The 19,488-nt window shown below is 56.1% G+C and carries 17 protein-coding genes and 3 pseudogenes; 16 read left to right on the top strand and 4 right to left on the bottom strand.

Annotation, left to right across the window (positions count from 1 at the left end; translation table 11 throughout):
• Positions 1–65: 65 nt before the first annotated feature.
• Positions 66–252 (bottom strand): annotated as a pseudogene (locus ACLHDD_RS04630) (MFS transporter); the annotation flags it as partial.
• Between the two features lie 350 nt (positions 253–602).
• On the opposite strand from ACLHDD_RS04630, the gene hinT reads away from it, so the two are divergent.
• The 12 genes and pseudogenes from hinT (at position 603) to ACLHDD_RS04690 (ending at position 9,924) form a co-directional block, all read left to right on the top strand.
• Positions 603–953 carry a purine nucleoside phosphoramidase gene (gene hinT / locus ACLHDD_RS04635; RefSeq protein ID WP_313652281.1) on the top strand — a complete coding sequence of 117 codons (351 nt, stop codon included), beginning with the start codon at positions 603–605 and terminating at the stop codon, positions 951–953.
• A gap of 18 nt (positions 954–971) precedes the next feature.
• On the top strand, positions 972–1,340 hold the full coding sequence (locus ACLHDD_RS04640) for a YcfL family protein (RefSeq protein ID WP_313652279.1): 369 nt from the start codon (positions 972–974) through the stop codon (positions 1,338–1,340).
• Between the two features lie 11 nt (positions 1,341–1,351).
• Complete coding sequence (gene lpoB, locus ACLHDD_RS04645) at positions 1,352–1,951, top strand: penicillin-binding protein activator LpoB (protein ID WP_427103132.1); 600 nt, start codon at positions 1,352–1,354, stop codon at positions 1,949–1,951.
• A 16-nt stretch (positions 1,952–1,967) separates the two neighbouring features.
• On the top strand, positions 1,968–2,750 hold the full coding sequence (gene thiK, locus ACLHDD_RS04650) for a thiamine kinase (RefSeq protein ID WP_427105169.1): 783 nt from the start codon (positions 1,968–1,970) through the stop codon (positions 2,748–2,750).
• Between the two features lie 38 nt (positions 2,751–2,788).
• On the top strand, positions 2,789–3,829 hold the full coding sequence (gene nagZ / locus ACLHDD_RS04655; RefSeq protein WP_427103133.1) for a beta-N-acetylhexosaminidase: 1,041 nt from the start codon (positions 2,789–2,791) through the stop codon (positions 3,827–3,829).
• A 40-nt stretch (positions 3,830–3,869) separates the two neighbouring features.
• Positions 3,870–4,409 (top strand): annotated as a pseudogene (locus tag ACLHDD_RS04660) (YqiA/YcfP family alpha/beta fold hydrolase).
• A gap of 212 nt (positions 4,410–4,621) precedes the next feature.
• Complete coding sequence (locus ACLHDD_RS04665; RefSeq protein ID WP_427103134.1) at positions 4,622–5,926, top strand: NAD(P)/FAD-dependent oxidoreductase; 1,305 nt, start codon at positions 4,622–4,624, stop codon at positions 5,924–5,926.
• A 137-nt stretch (positions 5,927–6,063) separates the two neighbouring features.
• Positions 6,064–6,420 (top strand): annotated as a pseudogene (locus ACLHDD_RS04670) (hemagglutinin repeat-containing protein); the annotation flags it as partial.
• A gap of 630 nt (positions 6,421–7,050) precedes the next feature.
• Entirely contained in the window at positions 7,051–7,617 is a 567-nt protein-coding gene (locus tag ACLHDD_RS04675) for an Ail/Lom family outer membrane beta-barrel protein (protein ID WP_427103135.1), read from the top strand.
• 208 nt (positions 7,618–7,825) lie between these two features.
• Positions 7,826–8,320 carry a DUF2569 domain-containing protein gene (locus ACLHDD_RS04680; RefSeq protein WP_427103136.1) on the top strand — a complete coding sequence of 165 codons (495 nt, stop codon included), beginning with the start codon at positions 7,826–7,828 and terminating at the stop codon, positions 8,318–8,320.
• A gap of 114 nt (positions 8,321–8,434) precedes the next feature.
• A complete protein-coding gene (locus ACLHDD_RS04685) occupies positions 8,435–8,974 on the top strand; it encodes a hypothetical protein (RefSeq protein ID WP_427103137.1) in 540 nt (179 codons plus the stop codon).
• A gap of 407 nt (positions 8,975–9,381) precedes the next feature.
• Positions 9,382–9,924, top strand: coding sequence for a glycine zipper 2TM domain-containing protein (locus ACLHDD_RS04690; RefSeq protein WP_313652257.1), 543 nt, complete (start codon positions 9,382–9,384; stop codon positions 9,922–9,924).
• 125 nt (positions 9,925–10,049) lie between these two features.
• Here ACLHDD_RS04690 and mfd read toward each other — a convergent pair whose 3' ends face one another.
• Together mfd and ACLHDD_RS04700 are read right to left on the bottom strand one after the other, a co-directional pair.
• A complete protein-coding gene (gene mfd, locus ACLHDD_RS04695) occupies positions 10,050–13,493 on the bottom strand; it encodes a transcription-repair coupling factor (protein WP_427103138.1) in 3,444 nt (1,147 codons plus the stop codon).
• Positions 13,494–13,718: 225 nt separating this feature from the next.
• The gene (locus tag ACLHDD_RS04700) at positions 13,719–13,928 is read right to left on the bottom strand and encodes a hypothetical protein (protein WP_427103139.1); all 210 of its coding nucleotides are present in this window, start codon (positions 13,926–13,928) and stop codon (positions 13,719–13,721) included.
• Between the two features lie 248 nt (positions 13,929–14,176).
• On the opposite strand from ACLHDD_RS04700, the gene lolC reads away from it, so the two are divergent.
• From lolC to cobB, 4 genes are all read left to right on the top strand, one after another.
• Positions 14,177–15,376: a lipoprotein-releasing ABC transporter permease subunit LolC gene (gene lolC, locus ACLHDD_RS04705; RefSeq protein WP_427103140.1), complete on the top strand. Its 1,200-nt coding sequence runs from the start codon at positions 14,177–14,179 to the stop codon at positions 15,374–15,376.
• Positions 15,369–16,073 carry a lipoprotein-releasing ABC transporter ATP-binding protein LolD gene (gene lolD, locus ACLHDD_RS04710; protein WP_427103141.1) on the top strand — a complete coding sequence of 235 codons (705 nt, stop codon included), beginning with the start codon at positions 15,369–15,371 and terminating at the stop codon, positions 16,071–16,073. The genes lolC and lolD overlap by 8 nt, the downstream gene beginning before the upstream one ends.
• Positions 16,073–17,317, top strand: a complete 1,245-nt coding sequence (gene lolE, locus ACLHDD_RS04715; RefSeq protein ID WP_427103142.1) for a lipoprotein-releasing ABC transporter permease subunit LolE — start codon at positions 16,073–16,075, stop codon at positions 17,315–17,317. Before lolD ends, lolE begins: the two co-directional genes overlap by 1 nt.
• Before the next feature lie 146 nt (positions 17,318–17,463).
• Positions 17,464–18,297, top strand: coding sequence for a Sir2 family NAD+-dependent deacetylase (gene cobB, locus ACLHDD_RS04720; RefSeq protein WP_427103143.1), 834 nt, complete (start codon positions 17,464–17,466; stop codon positions 18,295–18,297).
• Between the two features lie 137 nt (positions 18,298–18,434).
• Here the strand turns inward: cobB and potD are convergent, their stop codons facing one another.
• Positions 18,435–19,478: a spermidine/putrescine ABC transporter substrate-binding protein PotD gene (potD, locus tag ACLHDD_RS04725; protein WP_427103144.1), complete on the bottom strand. Its 1,044-nt coding sequence runs from the start codon at positions 19,476–19,478 to the stop codon at positions 18,435–18,437.
• Positions 19,479–19,488: the final 10 nt, after the last annotated feature.

A 19,488-nucleotide genomic window follows, 5' to 3' on the forward strand; every position in this document is an offset into this window, starting at 1 on the left:
GGGTGCGATTCAGCGCCAGGCGCGCAGATACTCTGTCAGACAGAGCAGGGCCATCGCCTGGCCGCAGGGCTGACCACGGCATTCAGCACGCGCGCCGCGGCGAAAATCAGTGTGGCCTGAACCGGCGCCAGCCCGCAAAAAGGGGGTGTAAAAACAGAGCAGCCAGGCGGCGGTAAGCGCAGTGGTACCTGCTCCCGGAAAATCTCCGTAACCACAGGCCAGATAGTGGCCAATACCCATACGTGAGCGCATAGCGGATGCTCCCTGAAGCTATAGGGCAATGTATCCCTGGTGATGTCGTCCATTTCACCCGGACGGGTTAGCAAAGCAGAGCTGACGAACGCGCTAAACTTTCGCGATGTGGCCAGGGCTGGCAGATAAGTGGCAATAAGAGAAAGAAAAGGGGGGCGGGATTAATTTATAAGCAGCGTTTCATTTTAAACGGCTGCGTATGGCGCTTCCAGCGTAACGCCGACGGGTCGGGGAGGCGTTGCTGCTGCAAAGGCAGGCGAACAATGCAAGAAAAGTGGTCCTGAGGTTGAAAGAAAACAAATTTCTCCCGCATACTCATTGATTACGACTCAGGCTAAAGGAATTGCACCATGGCTGAAGAAACCATTTTTAGTAAAATTATCCGCCGCGAAATCCCCGCTGATGTGGTTTATCAGGATGAGCTGGTCACTGCCTTCCGCGACATCTCGCCCAAAGCGCCGACCCATATTTTAATCGTGCCGAATGTGCTGATCCCGACGGTGAACGAGGTGGAAGCGGCACATGAACATGCGCTGGGACGGATGTTCACCACTGCGGCGAAAATCGCCCGGCAGGAAGGGATTGCTCAGGATGGCTATCGTCTGATTGTGAACTGCAATCAACATGGGGGTCAGGAGGTGTATCACATCCACATGCATCTGGTGGGTGGCGAACCGCTGGGCCCGATGCTTTCAAACTGACCATAACGGAAACGTGCTATGCGATCCTGGCTGACTGGCCTGCCGATCCTGCTCTGCCTGACGGCGTGCAGCAGTGATAAACCGATGATCAATACCTCACAGTCACTGGTGATGGAATCCGCTGTGCTGTCAGCAGGGATCATCACCGATGAGCCCACGCTGGATGAGCACGACGGACTGAAACGCGCGACCAGCGTGCTCTATAATCAGCGCGAAGCCCCGGTCGTTGTCCACTATCGTTATTACTGGTATGACGACAAAGGGCTGGAAATTACCCCGCAGGAACCGGCGCAGACCGTGACCGTTCCGGCGCAGGGAAGTATTGTCGCCGCCTCGCAACTGGGTAACCTGACAGCCAGCAAGGTTCGTCTTTATCTCTATCTTTAAGGATCTTCTACGTGATACGCAGTGTGAATCGTACCGGAGCGCTTCTGATGGCGCTCATTCTGACCGGTTGTGTGGTGAAACAGCAGCAGCCTGCACCGGTTGAGCCAACCCAGCCTGTGGAACCGGTGCAGCCCGTTCCACAACCTGAACCGCAGCCCGCACCGCAGCCGCAGCCGGTGCCACAGCCGCCGAAACTCGTCACCATTAACTGGGATGCCAGCGTTCAGCCGCTGGTGGCGAAGATGCTGCAGGCCGCCAGCGCCGAGCCGGGCAGCGTGCTATTAGTCGATCGGGTTAAAAACAGCACCAACGGTACGCTGCAGAGCGAGAAAGCCACGTCGGCTATCCAGAATGCGCTGAACAATAACGGCAAATTCACCCTGGTTTCGGCCGAACAGCTGGCGCAGGCGAAGCAGGCGCTGGGCTTATCGCCGGATGACAGCCTCAACTCACGCAGCAAAGCGATTGGCCTGGCGCGCAACGTTAACGCGCAGTATGTGCTTTACAGCAACGCCAGCGGCGATGTCAAAGCACCGACTCTGCAGATGCAGCTGATGCTGGTTCAGACCGGCGAGATCGTCTGGTCTGGCAACGGCATTGCCCAGAATTAATGCCGCGCTTCAGCGGCTGATTGGGCAGGTCACCGGCGACTCTGATAAGACGTCGATGTATCCGCTTGCCGGTCTGACCGGATGCAGTCAGAAGATTGTCAGCCCGCACGGAATCTTTATCGCGCGGGCAGCGCCGCAGCCGGTCATCCCGTTTGTGGACCGGCAGCGTGAATTCCGCCTGTTACGTAAACTGCGTACCCGCGGCCTTGCGCCGCAGCCCGTAGCGGGTAACCCGCAGGGGATTATCCTGAACTGGTGTCCGGGCGAGGTGCTGGATGAACCGCGCTTCAGCCAGCAGCGACCACAGATTCTGACGCTGCTGCAGCGGCTCCATCAGCAGCCGCTGACAGGCTATCGCCTGCTGCTGCTGCCGCTGTTATGGCGCTACTGGCAGCTCACGCCGCAACGTAATCATCGCTGGCTGCGATCGCTCAGGCGCCTGACGCAACAGGGGGAGCCGCAGCCGCTGCGGCTGGCACCGCTGCACATGGACCTGCATGCCGGCAATGTCATCGAGAGCCCCGAGGGATTGCGGCTGATCGACTGGGAATATGCCGCCGATGGCGATGTCGCGCTGGAACTGGCGGCCATTTGTGCCTGCGATCCACAGCATCAGCATGACTGGCTGGCCGGCTATGCTGATGCGATGCAGCTGCCGCTTGCCGCGCTGGCACACCAGGTCAGACGCTGGCAACCCTGGCTGCGTCTGCTGATGGCCAGCTGGTATCAGCTGCGTGCCAGTCAGTGCGATGACGCCACATTACAACAGCTGGCTCAGCAGAGCTGGCAACAGATTTAATCGGTGACGCCCTTGCGTCGCGCTACAGGATTCAGGCTATGAAATCACATTTACCCGGCCCGCTGATGCTTGACGTCGGTGGTTATGAACTGGATGGCGAAGATCGCGAAATCCTGCAACATCCGCTGGTCGGCGGGTTAATTTTGTTTGCCCGCAACTATCACGATTCCGCTCAGCTTGCCGAGCTGGTGCGTCAGATCCGCGCCGCGTCCCACACCCGACTGGTCGTGGCGGTGGATCAGGAGGGGGGACGCGTGCAGCGTTTCCGCGACGGTTTCACCAAGCTGCCCGCCATGCAATCTTTTGCAGCGCTGCACGACGCAGAGACTGCCGGCGAGCTGGCACAGCAGGCGGGCTGGCAGATGGCTGCTGAGATGATCGCGATGGATATTGATATCAGCTTCGCGCCGGTGCTGGACGTGGGCCATATCAGTGCCGCGATCGGCGATCGATCTTTCCATGCCGATCCGGCAATCGCCCTCGCCGTGGCGCGCCGCTTTATTGCGGGGATGCACGAGGCGGGTATGAAAACCACCGGCAAACATTTTCCGGGACATGGCGCGGTCAGCGCCGATTCGCATAAAGAGACGCCGCGCGATCCCCGCGATGAGAAGACGCTGCGCGAGCATGACATGGCGATCTTCAGCAGCCTGATCACGGAGCAGGCCCTGGATGCCATTATGCCTGCCCACGTCATCTACACCGATGTCGATCCGCTGCCGGCCAGCGGTTCGCCGTACTGGCTTAAAACCGTATTGCGCGAGCAGCTGGGCTTTGATGGCGTGATTTTCTCCGACGATCTCTCAATGGAGGGGGCTGCCGTGATGGGCAGCTATGCGGAGCGGGCGCAGCAGTCGCTTAATGCGGGATGTGACATGGTGCTGGTCTGCAATCAGCGTCAGGGAGCCATCAGTGTGCTGGATAACCTGATCCCGGTAAGTTCAGAACGGGTTACCCGGTTGTATCATCAGGGCCGGTTTACCCGCGATGAGCTGCAGGCAACGCCTCGCTGGAAAAACAACGCCCGGCAACTGAGTGAACTTCAGGAACGCTGGCTGGCGCATAAGGCGTCGTGGTAAACAGTGACTGCCCGGCGTTATCATTACCCTGTGGGTCTGAATGATCATCGCTCTGCACGGTTTTGATTCCGGTAGTCCGGGTAATTATGAAAAGTGCTGCAACTGCAGTTTATCAATCCTGATGTCAGGTTACGCAGTGACAGCACCCGCCATCCCCGCCATGCAGTTTCTGCTACAGAAACCGTCAGAATGCTGATGCAGTCTGACGGCGATTGCCCGCTGACCTGCGGCATCGGACCTGACGGTTTCTGGTCAGAACGCATTGGCTTTCTGTCTGTACGGCATCCGGCAGGCGATCTTTAATCCCGGCCTCTTTACGCATGAGAACATGGAAAGGAAGATTGACCGGCCTGAGACGCATCCGGACACCGCCACCCATTGCGTCAGCGATTTCCGTGAGCGCAACCGTGGCCGCTGTCTCACTTTTCTCTCACGGCAGGGTGAGACGCTCGGCAGCCAGCGCAGCGCCGATCGTCTCCGGCCCTTTTATGTGATTGACCGGGGTGAGGCGGAAGGGCATAAACTTAAAAACCTCTCTTCCCATCTCCAGCAGATAAAATTATTTAAAACAGCAGGTTAAACAGATTTGACATCGCAGGGTGCCTGTTTTCGTTACGTAATTATCCGAGTTTTATTTTCCTGCTTTGATGTATATCAATATTCTTATGTTCTCCTCTTCCCGCCATGCTATTCTGCCAGCAGATTGCGATTTTAACTTCGCCAACCCTATGTTTCTTAAGGTTTAATTTAACCTTCGGTTAACTTTTGGTTCACAATTTGAGGGGGTCTTTGTTGACTACATCCGTTAAGAAAATTGTTATCGTCGGAGGGGGAGCCGGCGGCCTCGAAATGGCCACGCAGCTGGGTCATAAACTGGGGCGCAAAAAAAAGGCCGAGATTATCCTGGTCGATCGTAACCACAGCCATCTGTGGAAGCCGCTGCTGCATGAAGTGGCGACCGGCTCCATGGATGAGGGCATCGATGCGCTGAGCTATCTGGCGCATGCCCGCAATCACGGGTTTGAGTTCCAGCTGGGTTCGCTCACTGACATTGACCGCAGCCGGAAAGTGATCCGGCTGGCCGAAGTGGTGAACGCACAGGGCGAAGTGCTGGTGCCGCAGCGGGAAGTGGCGTATGACCAGCTGGTGATGGCGCTGGGCAGTACCTCGAACGATTTCGGTACGCCGGGCGTTAAAGATCACTGCATCTTCCTGGATAACCCTCATCAGGCGCGCCGTTTCCACAACGAAATGCTCAACCTGTTCCTGAAATTCTCTGCCAGCGAAGGCAAACTGGAGAAAGTGAACATCGCTATCGTCGGCGGCGGTGCCACCGGCGTTGAGCTTTCCGCCGAGCTGCACAATGCTGTGAAGCAGCTGCACAGCTACGGATTTAAAGGGCTGGGACGCGAAGCGCTGAACGTAACGCTGGTCGAAGCGGGCGAACGTATTCTGCCTGCATTGCCACCGCGCATCTCTGCTGCAGCACATCAGGAGCTGACCAAACTGGGCGTGCGCGTGCTGACGCAGACTATGGTGACCAGCGCTGAGCAGAATGGCCTGAATACCAAAGGCGGTGAGTTTATTGAAGCCGATCTGATGGTCTGGGCTGCCGGGATCAAGGCGCCTGACTTTATGAAAGAGATTGGCGGACTGGAAACCAACCGCATCAACCAGCTGGTGGTTAAAGAGACGCTGCAGACCACGCTGGATGATGATATTTACGCGATTGGCGACTGCGCCTCCTGCGCGCTGCCAGGCGGTGGCTTCGTGCCGCCTCGCGCTCAGTCTGCGCACCAGATGGCCTCACGCGCAATGGATAATATCCTGGCGCAGCGTGCCGGTAAGCCGCTGAAAGCCTATGTCTACAAAGATCACGGCTCGCTGGTGTCGCTCTCCCGCTTCAGTACGGTCGGCAGCCTGATGGGCAACCTGATGCGCGGTTCGATGATGGTGGAAGGGCGGATTGCGCGCTTTGTCTACATCTCGCTCTATCGTATGCACCAGATCGCGCTGCACGGTTACTTCAAAACCGGCCTGATGATGCTGGTGGGCAGCCTCAACCGGGTAATCCGCCCGCGGCTTAAGCTGCACTAAGCTCTGCGCGGTATCGGGTCAGAACGAGCCTCCTCAATGCTGAGGAGGCTTTTTTTTGCCTTAACTGCCTTAGCGGTGATGGCCGTTCATGAAATCGCTTTTACTTTTCAGATCATTTTTATTCGCTTTATTTGATTTTGACCGGGGCACAGGTGCGCGGCGAGAGCGTGAAGGTCGACACCGGCCGCAACCTGACGCTGACCTCAGAGCAGGACAGCGACCGCTACGACAGTAAGCAGCAGAACGCCAGCGCGGGCGGCAGCTTCACCTTCGGCTCGATGACCGGGTCGGCGAGCGTAAATATCAGCCAGGACAAAATGCACAGCAACTGGCAGAGCGTGGCCGGGCATACCGGCATCTTTGCCGGTAAGGGCGCTTTTGACGTAACCGCAGGTGAGCATACCCAGCGCAACGGCGCGGTAATCCGCTCAACGGCCAGCGCGGATAAAAACCGACACGACCATCACAAACTGGAATCGAACAACACCAGTAATTACGTTTATCAGGCATCTCAGTAACAGAGCACAGGCGTATGTATTGACGGCAGACTTGAGGGGGGACATTTTTCTGGAAAAAACAGACGTTAACCTGCTGAATGCTGGCTCTGCATGCAGGCTGGATTTAGATAAATTGATTGCCGAATATCTGTATGCATCAGGAACCCTGAGTCAGGTAAATAATCTTCGTTAATAAATTCTGTAACGGTATCTCTTTACTGAATAGAGAGGCAGCAATAACGATGCAGACACCTGATTTTAGGGTGAAACGGCCTTGATAGCTCTGATTCTTTTTGGTCTAATAACGCCACCAGGAATAGCCGATGACTAAATACTAATAATTCACCTGCGAAATAAATTTGATATCCGATTTAAATGACCGGAGTCATCTTTCTTACGAATACAATTTCACAGTTGCGCAGGCTGGTTTTTTTAAAATTCCGGCAATGAACTGATGCTCTCTGGCTCATTCTGAACCATAGAAGCAGAGCGCAAAAGTAAATATTCCTGTCCGGTACAGGCGGACAGACAAAAGCGACAACCTGTCTGTTGTGTACTGGTGATTCAGGGAACGAAGTCCTGCCTGAAATGCAGGGAAATAATGTTAAATTATGAAAAGGAAACCCAATGAAATTCAAAATGACGACGCTGGCATTACTGTGTGGGACGCTGCTGGCAGGCAGCAATGCGTTTGCTGACAATCACACTGTTTCGGTTGGCTATGCGCAAAGCAAAGTTGAAGACTACAAAAACATCCGTGGTGTCAATGTTCAGTATCGCTATGAATGGGATGCTCCCATCAGCGTCATTGGCTCATTCAGTTACATGAAAGGCGATCAGGATTTTTCAGAGCGGGATGAGTACGACGGTGACGTTTACGGCTATGACGGACAGGCTAAAGTAAAATATTATTCACTGATGGCGGGGCCAGCGTATCGTATCAATGACTATGTCAGTCTCTATGGATTGGTTGGTGTTGCCCATACTAAAGTGGATGAAAGCGTGCATTATCTGGGCGATTATTCAGATAGTTATGGCGAAAATAAAACCTCCTTTGCCTATGGTGCGGGCGTAGCCGTTAATCCCACTGATACACTTGCAATTAATATTGGCTATGAAGGCACGCGCGTTAACTATAATGATGCCCATTACGCCATCAACGGCTTCAATATTGGTGTCGGCTACCGTTTCTGATTTAGTCCTGAATCCGCAACCCTGACCATCTGGTCAGGGTTTTTTACGGTATGCAAAGAAGTATTTAATAGATGCCGTTTTACGCGACTCTTAATCAGGTTTAAAAAATAACTTATTCCATCTTGTCGTAGATGCCAGTCTTATGAAATAAACCGGCTTAGTTTTTGTTGAAAATATGGAAATAACTGCTGTATGAAGGAGGGCAGGGATGTTATGTATTAAGTGTCAGGAAGCGGAAGGAAACAAAGATTCAGGTTACTGTGATAATTGTGAAAAAAAAGAAGAAGGCAGAATTAATGGTTTGTTATATCTGCCTGCTTTAGGCCTGGTTGTGGGCTTTTTTACGATGCTATATAATGCTTTTAATGTTGTTGCGTTAATTGCTAATACATACCAGAAATATAGTGTGATTAATAGTTTTAGTATTTTGCTCTTAATGCTTTCAATTATTGATTTTCCCGTAACAGTACTGGCTTGCTGGTTCTTCTTTAAGAAAAAAGCAAAAATCAGATGCGTGATGATAACGTACTATTTATATGGTCTTGTCTTTGCCAGTTTTTGTACGTTTTACCCCGCCTTAGTTTTCCACGTAAACCTTACACAGCCTGTTATCAATACCCTGGTCAGGGCCTTTATCAGTTGTCTGATTTGGGTGCCTTATTTTATTTTCTCCAGCAGGATTAATAAAGTCTTTGTAAATTAATATGGACATGTTTTTATGTCACAAAGTAAACGCTGTGCAACGCAACAGAGACCTGGTCCTGGCATCATTAAAATAACTCAATTTTTATTGAATTTTAATTAAGGAAAATAAACAATGGCGGCGAAAATCATCATCTCTGGATTGATAGCATTATTATTGAGTGGTTGCACCGCAGGTTTCAGACCTTCTCTGATTGATTATAAAGGAGAGGATGCGGCCCGGATTCGCGTCAGTTCAGAAGGCAATACGGCACTTCAGTTCTTTGAGAAGCAGGATTCAGGTTGCTATAAAAAAGTACTGGAACGCCGTATTACTTCTGGCTTTGCCATTCTGGGTATCCCTGTCACAGGGAATAAACGAATAGGTATGCCAGCCTCATCTGATAATAATGGTGCTTTCATCAATGAGTTCACCCTGAAGCCGGGGCAAATGATCCGGGTCATCCACTACTGGACTGAGACGGGGTACTTTCAGAACACGCAAAAATCTGCCACTGCTGCATTTATTCCTCAGGCTAACCATGACTACGATATTGTGGTCAGAGGCTCTGAATATTCAGGCGATAGCGTGTCCATCAAAAATCTTACTCAAGATGGCGCCGTCGTGGGCTGGGGCGATGTGAAGGAATGCCCGTCAGAGAGTATTTTTGATTAGTTTCCTCTTCCTTCATTCCTGAAGCCTGATTGCTTCAGGAATGAATCTTCATGTTTACGGCATAGCCAGTAACCGGGTTACAGGTAGCGATGGAAATGCCGTTGCCAGAACAGGCAATCAGCTTCTTTAAAGCACTTTGCAAAAGTTTATGATATGGATTTAATTGGTTAAAGTTTCGGCTTAAAGCGATAACAGTGAAAACTCTCTTCTCTTCAGAACTCTCCTAAAAACTGGTCCTGATAGCAAAGTGACCGATTTCCTCCATTTATCTGATGTTGCAATTTTAGTCCATCTGCAAAACTTCACTTCAACAAACACGGCGCGTCGCGCACGCCGGTTATACCTCCATCAACGAGGATGCTTTAACAGCAGGAATGCGCGGTAACACTTTTCAGGAGGAACGTCCTGTGAATAAATCAATGTTAGCGGGTATCGGTATTGGTGTGGCAGCAGCACTGGGTGTTGCCGCCGTGGCAGGCATGAACGTGTTTGACCGTGGCCCGCAATACGCTCAGGTACTCTCTGCGACGCCTATTAAAGAGAGCATCAGGCAGCCACGCCAGGAGTGCCGTAATGTCACCCTGACGCATCGTCGGGCCGTGCAGGATGAAAACCGTCTTGCTGGCTCGGTGTTAGGTGCAGTGGCAGGTGGTGTGCTGGGTCACCAGTTTGGCGGCGGTCGCGGCAGGGATGTGGCGACGGTAGCGGGGGCGGTAGCGGGTGGTTATGCCGGTAATCAGGTCCAGGCCGGACTGCAGGATCGGGATACTTACACCACGACCGAACAGCGCTGCAAAACCGTTTATGACAAACAAGAGAAAAAACTGGGATATGACGTGACCTATAAAATAGGCGACCAGCAGGGCAAAATCCGCATGGAAAACGATCCCGGCACGCGTATTCCTCTGGACCGCAATGGTCAGCTGATTCTTAATAGCGACCAGGCGTAACTGGGCAAAGCTTTGCCGCACTCGCGGCCACACAGCACGACGTAATGAAAAAGGCGCATCTTCCGGATGCGCCTTTTTTCATGGTGTCCGACCCGCCCGGCGCTCAGCACCGGACGGGCAGGGAGTCAGACCTGATGCTCAGCCAGCTGTGAGACAAAGCCCTGCACCCACTCCATCCGCAGCTTTCGTTCCGACAGTTCACGGGTGAAACGCAGTCGCGTCGGCCCATCCAGCTTCCACTGCTGCGGTTCCTTCTGTAGCAGGCTGATAAGCCATGCCGGATCCACCTTATTCTGCGGTGCAAAATCGAAATAGCCACCTTTGTCGCTGGCTTCAATCTTACGCAGCCCCACGGTTTGTGCCTGCAGGCGGATAATCGCCACATCCAGCAGGTTACGCGCCGCATCTGGCAGCAGGCCGAAGCGGTCGATCATCTCAACCTTCAGTTCCTGCAGCTCCTCTTCACTCTCCGCGCTGGCGATGCGTTTATAGAGTGACAGGCGGGTGCTGACATCCGGGATAAAACTCTCCGGCAGCAGCGCAGGCATCCGCAGCTCCACCTCGGTCTGATTGCTGGTGAGATCTTCCAGCGACGGCTCGCGTCCCGCCTTCAGTGCCTCAACCGCGTTCTCCAGCAGCTCCATGTAGAGCGTGAAGCCCAGCGTCTCCATCTGACCGCTTTGTTCATCGCCCAGCAGCTCGCCCGCACCGCGAATCTCAAGGTCATGGGTCGCCAGCGCAAAACCGGCCCCCAGATCTTCCAGCGAGGCGATCGCTTCCAGACGTTTATGCGCATCGGCGGTCATCGCTTTCGGATGCGGCGTTAACAGCCAGGCGTAGGCCTGATGATGCGAACGCCCGACGCGCCCGCGCAGCTGGTGCAGCTGGGCCAGACCAAAGTGGTCGGCCCGCTCGATGATGATGGTATTGGCGGTCGGAATGTCGATCCCGGTTTCGATAATGGTGGTACAGACCAGCACGTTGAAACGCTGATGATGGAAATCGTTCATCACCCGCTCCAGCTCGCGCTCACGCATCTGGCCGTGACCGATCGCCACCCGCGCTTCCGGCACCAGCTCGCTCAGGCGCTGCGCCGCTTTCTCAATATTTTCAACGTCGTTATAGAGGTAGTAAACCTGACCGCCACGCAGCACCTCACGCAGGATCGCTTCGCGGATCACCAGGTCATCATATTCACGGACGAAGGTTTTTACCGCTAAACGACGGGCCGGCGGCGTGGCGATAATGGAGAGATCGCGCATGCCGCTCATGGCCATATTCAGGGTGCGCGGAATCGGCGTGGCGGTGAGCGTCAGAATATCCACATCGGCCCGCATCGCCTTGATCCGCTCTTTGTGACGCACCCCGAAGCGGTGCTCCTCATCAACAATCAGCAGACCGAGATCGTGCCATTTCAGATCGCTCATCAGCAGCTTGTGGGTGCCGATCAGGATATCGATCTTGCCCTCGCTGGCCTGTTCCAGCACCTGCGACTGCTCTTTTGCGGTGCGGAAACGGGAAAGCATCTCAATGCGAACCGGCCAGTTGGCGAAGCGATCGCGGAAGTTATCGTAATGTTGCTGGGCCAGCAGGGTGGTCGGCACCAGCACCGCGACCTGCTTATGGTTCTCGATCGCCAGAAACGCCGCGCGCATGGCTACTTCGGTTTTACCAAAACCGACGTCACCGCACACCAGACGGTCCATCGCCAGCGGCTGACACATATCGCTCAGTACCGCATTGATCGCCTGCGCCTGATCCGGGGTGGTTTCAAACGGGAAACTCTCACAGAACAGCTGATACTGCTCACGGTCGTGCTTAAAGGCAAAGCCCGCTTTGGCAGCGCGCTGGGCGTAGATATCCAGCAGCTCAGCCGCTACATCGCGGACTTTCTCCGCCGCTTTCTGCCGCGCGCGTGACCAGGCATCGCTACCCAGCTTATGCAGGGGCGCGTTATCGTCTGCGCCGCCCGCATAGCGGCTGATCAGGTGCAGCGAGGAAACCGGCACATAGAGCTTGGCGTCATTGGCGTAAGAGAGCATCAGGTATTCCGCCTCGATGCCGCCTGCCTCCAGCGTGGTCAGGCCGATGTATCGGCCTACGCCGTGCTCCAGGTGCACCACCGGCTGACCGGGGTGCAGCTCCGCCAGGTTGCGGATCAGAATGTCCGGATTGATGGTGTGGCGGGTATCCTGACGGCGACGGCTGACACGCTCACCCAGCAGATCGCTCTCACAAATCAGCGCCCGGTTGCCCTGAGTGTCAATAAAACCGCGTTCACTGGCGCCGATCATCAGTGTGAAGCGATCGTCGCCGTTTTCATCGAAGCGATGTACCGGCTGAGGACGCAGCTTAATCCGCGCCAGCAGCTCCTGCAGGCTCTCACGACGACCTTCGCTCTCCACCGAGAAAACGACGGCACCGCTGAAGGTTTCAATAAACTGACGCAGATGGTCGAGCGGCGCTTTGGCCTGCGCCTGAATGGCGAGATCCGGCAGCGGGGTGTAGCCGAGGTTGGTATTCGCCGCCTTTGCCGGCAGCGCCTCGCTGGTCATCTGAATGCGTGGCCAGGCTTTCAGTTCGCCCATTAACGCATCCGGGCGCAGCCACAGGGTTACCGGCTCCAGCAGCGGACGCATCGGGTCGACGCGCCGGTTTTCATAGCGCGCTTCGGCATCCTGCCAGAAGCGGCTGGCGCTGCCTTCCAGGTCGCCGCAGTTTACAATCAGGGTATTGTCAGGCAGGTAGCTGAACAGGCTGGGTAATGGCTGTTCAAAAAAGAGTGGCTGCCAGTATTCGATGCCTGCGGGCAGCGTGCCTTTGCTGACCTGCTGATAGACATGCTCCGACTCGCGGCGCACATCAAATATTTCACGCCAGCGGCTGCGGAATAGCTCAATGGCCGCTTTGTCGCTGGGAAACTCATGCGCAGGCAGCAGGTTGATTTCGGCGACCGCTTCCAGCGTGCGCTGCGAGTCGACGTCAAACAGTCGCAGACTGTCAATTTCATCATCAAAGAAGTCGATACGGTAGGGCTGATCGCTGCCCATCGGGAAGAGGTCGAGCAGGGCGCCGCGGGTAGCATATTCCCCGTGCTCCATCACCTGATCCACATGGCGATAGCCCGCCTGCTCCAGCTGGTCGCGCAGCCGGTCGCGTGACAGTTTCTGTCCCTGCTTCATGACCAGCGCATGGCCATGCAGGAAACTGTGCGGGCAGACGCGCTGCATCAGCGTATTGACCGGCATAATCAGCATACCGTTCTGCATCACGGGCAGCTGGTAGAGGGTCGACAGACGGGCAGAAATAATATCCTGATGCGGAGAAAAACTGTCATAGGGCAGCGTTTCCCAGTCGGCGAGATAGGCGACCGGCAGATCGGTAAACTGGCGGATCTCATCCAGCAGTCGCAGCGCAGTCTGGGTATCGGGGGTAATCATCAGGACCGGACCGGTGTGGCGTTCGGTAATGCTGGCACACTCTACTGCATGTGCCGCGCCTGTAAGCTGGCCAAGCTGGCGGAGATCGCCGGATTTAACGGGCAGGGTATAACGAGTCTGTTCGGACATGGGATCTCGGGGTTGCTCCATTTTTCCAGGACGTAATCATTCCATATTATGTCAGGGGGATCACCTTTGCGGCACAATTTTCCTGCCGTACCGCACTGAAGCCGGGCGTTCAGCTCTTACCGGGTGTCGGCGGTAACGAAGCGGATAAGAAGAGGATAGACGCAGACTGGAAAGGAAACAGAAAAAACCACCGTCGCCATGCAGCGACGGGGTTAAACGGGCAGATTATTTTATGGATTGCTGTGTGTAATGCATACGTGGCCAGTCGATACTGGCCCAGGATAACTCCTGCTCGGGGTGATAGCTGAGATTGCCGTCGTCCCACTTTACGTAGTAGCCGACGGGGGCATCCCGCAGTTCAAAGACGTTGATAATCTCGCCTCTGATCTCGCCGGACTGATGTTTTACGATGCTGCCTTTGGAAAATTTCGACATAATCGCACCCCTCTCCATCCCGGTGATGGTTTACCCTTTACTCTGTTACTGAGTGTAGTCTACCCGCCGGGGCGCGGGATAATCCGCCAATAAGCGATGGCTTTATCGGCTATTCCGCTGCTTTGGCGCTGGAGGTGACGCATTCTGATGCAACTTTGCTGCCGACTCAGAGGGTTAGAGGTTTCATAAAGCCAGCCGCTCCTTTATCATCCCACTACCTATTTACAGGCAACGGCTTACTGAATTCCATGTATCAACCTGTCGCGCTATTTATCGGTCTGCGTTACATGCGCGGACGAGCATCGGATCGCTTCGGTCGCTTTGTCTCCTGGCTCTCCACGATTGGCATTACGCTCGGCGTGCTGGCGATGGTGACTGTACTCTCGGTGATGAACGGTTTTGAGCGTGAACTCGAAGGCAACATTCTTGGCCTGATGCCTCAGGCGCTGATCACCAGCGATAAAGGCAGTCTTAATCCGCAGCAGCAACCCGCAGCCTCGCTGAACCTGCAGGGCGTCAGCCGCACGGCACCACTGACGACCGCCAGCGTGGTGCTGCAAAGTCCGCACAGCGTCGCCGTGGGCGTCATGCTGGGGATTAATCCTGATGAAAACGATCCGCTGACGCCATTCCTGGTAAACACCCAACAGAACGTGTTGCAGCCCGGACAGTACAACGTGATCCTCGGCGAACAGCTCGCGTCGCAGCTGGGCGTGAAACGGGGCGACCAGCTGCGTCTGATGGTGCCGTCGGTCAGCCAGTTTACGCCGATGGGGCGTGTGCCGAGCCAGCGTCTGTTTACCGTGGCGGGCACCTACGCAGCCAACAGTGAAGTCGATGGTTATCAGATCCTGGTCAATCTTCAGGATGCGTCACGCGTGATGCGCTATCCGGCCGGCAACATCACCGGCTGGCGTCTCTGGCTGGACAAGCCGCTGTCGGTTGACAGCCTGAGTCAGCAGACCCTGCCCGCCGGGCTGGCCTGGAAAGACTGGCGTGAGCGCAAAGGCGATCTCTTCCAGGCAGTGCGCATGGAGAAGAATATGATGGGCCTGCTGCTGAGCCTGATTATCGCGGTAGCGGCGTTTAACATTATCACCTCGCTGGGCTTGCTGATCATGGAAAAGCAGGGCGAAGTAGCGATTCTGCAGACGCAGGGTCTGACGCGCCGGCAGATTGTCGCCGTCTTTATGGTGCAGGGCGCCAGTGCCGGGATTATCGGCACGCTGCTCGGCACCCTGCTTGGCGTGCTGCTGGCCAGCCAGCTCAACAACTTAATGCCGGTAATTGGCCTGTTCCTTGATGGTGCCGCGCTGCCGGTCGATATTAATCTGTGGCAGGTGATCACTATCGCCCTCAGCGCGATGATCGTTGCGCTGTTGTCTACGCTTTATCCTTCGTGGCGCGCTGCCGCCGTTCAACCTGCTGAGGCTTTACGTTATGAGTAACTCTCCTTTGTTGCAGTGCCGCGACCTGTGCAAACGCTATCAGGAAGGCAGCGTGCAGACCGATGTGCTGCGCAATGTGGCTTTCAGCCTTCAGCCCGGCGAACTGACAGCGATCGTCGGCAGCTCCGGTTCCGGTAAAAGTACGCTGCTGCATCTGCTCGGCGGGCTGGATGCGCCGACCTCGGGCGATGTGGTGTTTGATGGTCAGTCCCTGAATGCCATGTCCTCCTCGGCTAAAGCGGAACTTCGCAACCGCGAGCTGGGCTTTATCTACCAGTTCCACCACCTGCTGCCGGACTTCAGCGCGCTGGAAAACGTGGCGATGCCGCTGCTGATTGGCAAAATTGCGAAAGCGGAAGCGCAGGATAGGGCTCGTGAGATGCTGGCTGCGGTCGGGCTGGAGCATCGCGCTGCCCACCGTCCGTCTGAGCTGTCGGGCGGGGAGCGCCAGCGTGTCGCGATTGCCCGCGCGCTGGTAAACCGTCCGCGACTGGTGATGGCGGATGAGCCCACCGGTAACCTGGATGCGCGCAACGCCGATGCCATCTTTGAACTGCTGGGCGAACTGAACGTCCGTCAGGGCACCGCGTTTCTGGTGGTGACCCATGATCTGATGCTGGCAAAACGGATGACGCGTCAGATGGAGATGCGCGACGGCCAGTTAAGCGACCAGCTCACTCTGGCAGGAGCGGTGTAATGGGTTCATCGTTATCCCTGTTGCTGGGCCTGCGCTTTAGCCGCGGACGCCGTCGCGGCGGCATGGTGTCACTGATTTCAGTCATCTCTACTGTGGGTATTGCGCTGGGCGTGGCGGTGCTGATCATCGGCCTGAGCGCCATGAACGGATTTGAGCGCGAGCTGAACAACCGTATTCTGGCTGTCGTGCCACACGGTGAGATCGAGGCGGTCAATCAGCCGTTCCGCCAGTGGCAGTCTCTGATCGCACCGATAGAGAAGGTACCCGGTATCGCGGCGGCCGCGCCCTATGTGAATTTCACCGGCCTGATTGAGAGCGGTGCCCGGCTGGAGGCGCTGCAGGTGAAGGGCGTCGATCCGGCTCAGGAGCCGCGCCTCAGCGCGCTGCCGCAGTTCGTGGCCGATAACGCCTGGTCTTCCTTTGCCGCGGGTAAGCAGCAGATCATCCTCGGCGGCGGTATTGCAAAGTCGCTGAATGTGAAGCAGGGCGACTGGATTACCATCATGATCCCCAACAATGATGGCGATAACAAACTGCTGCAGCCCAAACGCATCCGGTTGCAGGTCAGCGGCATCCTGCAACTCAGCGGTATGCTCGATCACAGCCTGGCGCTGGTGCCGCTGGCGGACGCGCAGCACTATCTGGAGATGGGTGACAGCGTTTCCGGCATCGCGCTGAAAATGACCGATCCATTCCAGGCGGTGAAGCTGGTGCGGGAAGCCGGGGAAGCGACCCGCTCTTACGTCTATATTAAGAGCTGGATTGGCACTTACGGCTACATGTACCGGGATATTCAGATGATCCGCGCCATCATGTATCTGGCGATGGTGCTGGTGATCGGCGTGGCCTGCTTTAACATTGTCTCTACGCTGGTCATGGCGGTGAAGGATAAGAGCAGTGACATTGCGGTGCTGCGCACGCTCGGTGCGAAAGACCGGCTGATCCGCGCCATTTTCATCTGGTACGGTCTGCTGGCGGGGCTGCTGGGCAGCGTGAGCGGTGTGATCGTGGGCGTGCTGGTGGCGCTGAACCTGACCTCGCTGGTGCGCGGGCTGGAGTCGGTGACCGGCCATCATCTGCTGGCAGGCGATATCTACTTTATCGATTTCCTGCCGTCGGAACTGCACTGGATTGATGTGTTCTCAGTACTGATCACCGCGATTCTGCTGAGTCTGTTAGCGAGCTGGTATCCCGCGAGGCGCGCCAGCCGCATAGACCCGGCTCGGGTATTAAGCGGTCAGTGATAAAAGGCGGCGCGAGTGATTTCGCGCCGCCTCTGTTTTAAGACCTTTGCTGTTGGGTCAGGCCCGCAGCAACCGTTACTATCGGGTGAAATTGACCCGGAAACTGTTTATAGCGGCTCGCCGCAGCCGCTACGCCAGGAGATTTTATGCGTACACCACGTCGCCGTCTGCGACTTGCCCGCCTGAAGAAAACCCGGAGAAAGGTACATCAGCGCTTTCGTCAGCGCATTTTTGAGCGCGACCGCCAGGCTGAACTGGCGGCCCATCCTCTGCCGCATGTGGTGGTGCTGACCGGCGCGGGCATCTCTGCGGAGTCCGGCATCCGGACCTTCCGCGCTGCTGACGGCCTGTGGGAGGAGCATCACGTTGAAGATGTGGCGACACCGGAGGGCTTTCAGCGCGATCCAGCCCTGGTACAGCGTTTTTACAACGCGCGCCGCCAGCAGCTTCAGCAGGCAGAGATCCAGCCCAACGCGGCGCATCTGGCTCTGGCGGAGCTGGAGCAGGCGCTGGGCGATAATTTCCTGCTGGTGACGCAGAACATCGACAACCTGCATGAACGGGCCGGCAACAGCCGTGTGCTGCACATGCACGGCGAGCTGTTAAAAGTGCGCTGCGTCTCCAGCGGTCAGGTGATCGCGTGGACCGGGGATATTACTCCGGACGATCGCTGCACCTGCTGCCAGTTCCCTTCGGCGCTGCGGCCGCATGTGGTGTGGTTTGGCGAGATGCCGCTGGGCATGGAGGAGATTTATCAGGCGCTGGAGCAGGCCGATTACTTTATCGCTATCGGTACCTCCGGCCACGTCTACCCGGCGGCGGGATTCGTGCATGAGGCTAAACTGCAGGGCGCGCACACGGTTGAACTCAATCTTGAACCGAGCCAGGTCGGCAACGAGTTTGCCGAGCGGCACTACGGTCTCGCAAGCGAAGTCGTGCCGGAGTTTGTTCACACTTTGCTGCGCGGTTGCTTCCGGTAAACGGGGCGGGTGAGTGAAGCTGACCCGCGCTGATCCGGCGTCTGAGGTCAGTCCCTTCAGACGCCGTAGCGCAGGCCTGGCCTACCTGATCGAATGCGTGCGGCCTCCGTCACGCCTTCCGAAAGCAACCGGCAGCGTTAGTGGCCGGCTTTCAGCTGCTGGAACAGCGTTTCGTACTGAACGCTGGCCTCACCCACGTCATCCTGCCATTCGCCATGTTTAATCACGTCGGCGGGCGGATAGAGCGAGGGATCGTTGGCCACGGCCGGTGGCAGCAGGGCTTTAGCGGCGAGGTTTGGCGTAGGATAACCGATAGTCTCCGCGACCCTGGCGGCGACGTCCGGGCGCAGCAGGAAATTAATCAGCTTCAGTGCGCCAGCTTTGTTTTTCGCATTGGCCGGGATTGCCAGGTTATCCATCCAGAAGATGCCGCCCTCTTCAGGCCAGACCACGGCTAACGGCGTGCCCGCCTGACGCGCGACCCACGCCGATCCATTCCAGAGCATCCCCAGATTCACCTCGCCTTCCATATAAGGGTTCCCCGGATTATCGGAGTTGAAGGCCAGCACGTTGGGCATCAGTTTTTTCAGCGCCTGATACGCCGCATTGATCTGTGCCGGATCGCGGGTATTGCCGGAGTAGCCCAGCTTGCGCAGCGCCATCTGAAATACTTCGCGCGCATCATCGGTCAGCAGCAGGCTCTGCTTATATTCCGGCTTCCAGAAGTCAGCCCAGCGGGTCACCTTGCTGGCGTCGATCTCGTCGGTATTTACGCCGATCGCCGTCGCGCCCCAGATATAGGGGATCGAATAGTCATTACTGGGATCGAACGGCTTATTCAGCAGGTCGGGATCGAGGTTACTGAAGTTGCTGAGCTGGCTTTTGTCGATCTTCTGCAGCATCCCCTCGTTGCGCATCTTCGCCACGAAGTAGGTTGAGGGCACCACCAGATCGTAGGCGCCATCTTTCCAGGTTTTCAGCTTGGCGTACATGCTCTCGTTGGACTCGTAGGTGGAGTAAATCACCTTAATCCCGGCCTCTTTGGTGAACTGCTCCAGCAGTCCCGGCGGCACATACTCCGTCCAGTTATAGAAGTAGAGCGTGTTGCTGTCGTCGGCCTGAGCCCCATTCATGCCCAGCAGCAGCGCACCTGCCGCCAGCCAGTGAGATCGCTTTTTCATCTTCTTTCCT

Origin of the sequence: Pantoea sp. NSTU24, assembly GCF_050157905.1 — a bacterium.
Lineage (GTDB): Bacteria > Pseudomonadota > Gammaproteobacteria > Enterobacterales > Enterobacteriaceae > Pantoea.

Coding starts and splice junctions, on each gene's coding strand:
- hinT (WP_313652281.1), top strand. CDS start 603: ATGGCTGAAGAAACCATTTTTAGTAAAATTATCCGCCGCGAAATCCCC.
- ACLHDD_RS04640 (WP_313652279.1), top strand. CDS start 972: ATGCGATCCTGGCTGACTGGCCTGCCGATCCTGCTCTGCCTGACGGCG.
- nagZ (WP_427103133.1), top strand. CDS start 2,789: ATGAAATCACATTTACCCGGCCCGCTGATGCTTGACGTCGGTGGTTAT.
- ACLHDD_RS04675 (WP_427103135.1), top strand. CDS start 7,051: ATGAAATTCAAAATGACGACGCTGGCATTACTGTGTGGGACGCTGCTG.
- ACLHDD_RS04680 (WP_427103136.1), top strand. CDS start 7,826: ATGTTATGTATTAAGTGTCAGGAAGCGGAAGGAAACAAAGATTCAGGT.
- ACLHDD_RS04685 (WP_427103137.1), top strand. CDS start 8,435: ATGGCGGCGAAAATCATCATCTCTGGATTGATAGCATTATTATTGAGT.
- mfd (WP_427103138.1), bottom strand. CDS start 13,493: ATGTCCGAACAGACTCGTTATACCCTGCCCGTTAAATCCGGCGATCTC.
- ACLHDD_RS04700 (WP_427103139.1), bottom strand. CDS start 13,928: ATGTCGAAATTTTCCAAAGGCAGCATCGTAAAACATCAGTCCGGCGAG.
- lolC (WP_427103140.1), top strand. CDS start 14,177: ATGTATCAACCTGTCGCGCTATTTATCGGTCTGCGTTACATGCGCGGA.
- lolD (WP_427103141.1), top strand. CDS start 15,369: ATGAGTAACTCTCCTTTGTTGCAGTGCCGCGACCTGTGCAAACGCTAT.
- lolE (WP_427103142.1), top strand. CDS start 16,073: ATGGGTTCATCGTTATCCCTGTTGCTGGGCCTGCGCTTTAGCCGCGGA.
- cobB (WP_427103143.1), top strand. CDS start 17,464: ATGCGTACACCACGTCGCCGTCTGCGACTTGCCCGCCTGAAGAAAACC.
- potD (WP_427103144.1), bottom strand. CDS start 19,478: ATGAAAAAGCGATCTCACTGGCTGGCGGCAGGTGCGCTGCTGCTGGGC.